Consider the following 2,066-nt stretch of genomic DNA (forward strand, 5'->3'; position numbering starts at 1 on the left):
ATATTGTAGATTCCCATACCAAGTGCTACGCATACTGCTGTGGCTATCATGAGGGCCACCTGAGAGGCACCCGCCAGGGCATCATCAGGGAAGAGTTTGACAACCATAACGATGAGGGTGATAAGTACTGCCAGAGGTATGACAGAAATGAAAGGATGTGGTTCCATTGGCTGCTGAGGTGGGCAGGATACCTGCTCCTCAGCAGCTTGTGTTTTTTGCTTGTTTTCTTTTGATTCCATGTGTTAATACTCTTATATAATTATTTAAAATTCAAAGTCTTCGTTCGGGGTACCGAGCCAGATAAAACCATCTCTATCCTGGATGATATCGTTCACCGTATTGCACGACAAGCCATCCTTAGCCGAGAGTCGCTTCCCGTCTAATTTGATGCTGCCGAATGCCTGCAGAGGCATCAGCCAAATGTTGATGAATCCTACTATATATAATAAGGTGTAGAATGCCTTTTTGTTTCTTTTCATTTGATAGGTCTTTTGATTCTTCTGCAAAAATACGATAAAATCCTTAGACTGCAAAACAAAAAGAAAGGGAAAATGTATTGTAGAAAACAAAAAATGGGTAAAAGTCAAAATCATCGACGAGATACGCAAGAAGGGTGGCAACATCCAGTGGAATGGCATCAATGTTTCTGCCGGAAAGCTCTCAGAAAACTGGAACCGTGAGGCAGGCGAGAAGCCTGGAAAGATAGAGCTTTCGGTGGCTGGCGAAAAGATGAAAGCCAAGAAGCTGGTTTTGAATACGAAATAAATGTTAAAAAAGGTCGCCAAAATGCTGGCGACCTTTTTTAGTATATTTAAAATTGCTATATCCGTCGAAAATCGACGTAACTGATATAGTTTCGACGGATTGGCTTAAGTTTCGACGGAAATACATTGTTTTTCGTCGAAATTCGACGGATTATTGCAAAAGATACCAATTGCGACCATCTGTTTTAATCATCTCTTCCAATTTCATAGCCTTAAGCAAATCTCCCAATAGTCGTAGTTGTTGCTCTTCCGTCTTGTTGTGCGGAAGAACATCCTTCAGATATTCATATATACTATCTCGCTTGGCACCTTCGTCTCCTGCATTGCTGAGATACTGTAGAACCATTTGACGCAATCTCTCCTTATCCAATCCTTTGGTCTTTGTGTAAGAAGGCAGTTGGTGAGTGTTCTTGGCAATGCTAAGAGAAATGCTGTAATGTGGAGCCTCACCTTCTATCAGACCACGTTTGAGTAAGTCTTGCGCTATATCCTCATGAATAGTTCTGCCTTTTTGTACTGCGTCTAGTGAGATGCAATCCCAGAGAGAAAGAGTGTCGTTTGTTTTCAACAAATCAGTGTATCGTTTATTGATTTCATTGCCATAGATGCGGACAACTACTTTCTTCTTGATCTGGTCAATCTCATAGTCAGGCATAGGGAAGTGTCTGCGCCATTGCTCATTGAACATTTTCTTGATACCACGGCTTACGGTATCAATCATGTTGAAATCTACCATCGCCCTACATAAACATTCATTGCGGAAATGCGTCTGAGGCTCTTCGTTCCTCAAAACATTCTCCAAAGTGCCAGGAATGAATGTGCCAGCATTGGAATAATACAGATATCCTGGATTCTCTACGAAATTGATGCGTTGCTGGAGAGTGTAGTCTTGATGGCCAATATAACTGCCATGTTACGTGAACAGAACTGTTCTATGGAGATGCTCTTAGGCATAGCCTCCGTCCAGTACTGGAAATATTTTTTCAAATCTTTACTGTTGTACATAATTTAATGTTATAAATTTAGCAGTGAAGATGCTCCTTTCTAAATAAAGCTCTATTTAAGTGCTCATACACCTCTTTTTAACTAGTATTGAATATCAAAAAGGCAAATTGTCATTATCATCAGACATATCAATAACACCTTTCTTTTTTAGCTCTTTAAAACATTCAATGGTTGCTAAAACATCCGAGAAGGCATTATGGGCATTTTCAAAATTTCTATGGAACCTTAATTCCGCAACACTATAGTTTAACATTATTTATAAGTGCCTGAGCAACAAAAAGTTGCCCAGGATTTTGC

Annotated in this window: 2 protein-coding genes and 2 pseudogenes; all 4 read right to left on the minus strand. The window is 40.0% G+C overall.

Annotation, left to right across the window (positions count from 1 at the left end; genetic code table 11):
• A pseudogene (locus tag AAAT87_RS15295) lies at positions 1–239 on the minus strand (sodium:proton antiporter); the annotation flags it as partial.
• Positions 240–263: 24 nt separating this feature from the next.
• Positions 264–479, minus strand: a complete 216-nt coding sequence (locus AAAT87_RS15300; protein ID WP_349226911.1) for a two-component regulator propeller domain-containing protein — start codon at positions 477–479, stop codon at positions 264–266.
• A gap of 436 nt (positions 480–915) precedes the next feature.
• Positions 916–1,665: pseudogene (locus AAAT87_RS15305) on the minus strand (RNA-binding domain-containing protein); the annotation flags it as partial.
• Positions 1,620–1,769 (minus strand): hypothetical protein, encoded by a 150-nt coding sequence (locus AAAT87_RS15310; protein ID WP_349226912.1) that lies wholly within the window; start codon positions 1,767–1,769, stop codon positions 1,620–1,622. The gene AAAT87_RS15310 and the pseudogene AAAT87_RS15305, both read right to left, overlap by 46 nt.
• Positions 1,770–2,066: the final 297 nt, after the last annotated feature.

The sequence above is a fragment of the Segatella sinensis genome, assembly GCF_040095255.1.
In the GTDB taxonomy this organism is placed as follows: domain Bacteria; phylum Bacteroidota; class Bacteroidia; order Bacteroidales; family Bacteroidaceae; genus Prevotella; species Prevotella sinensis.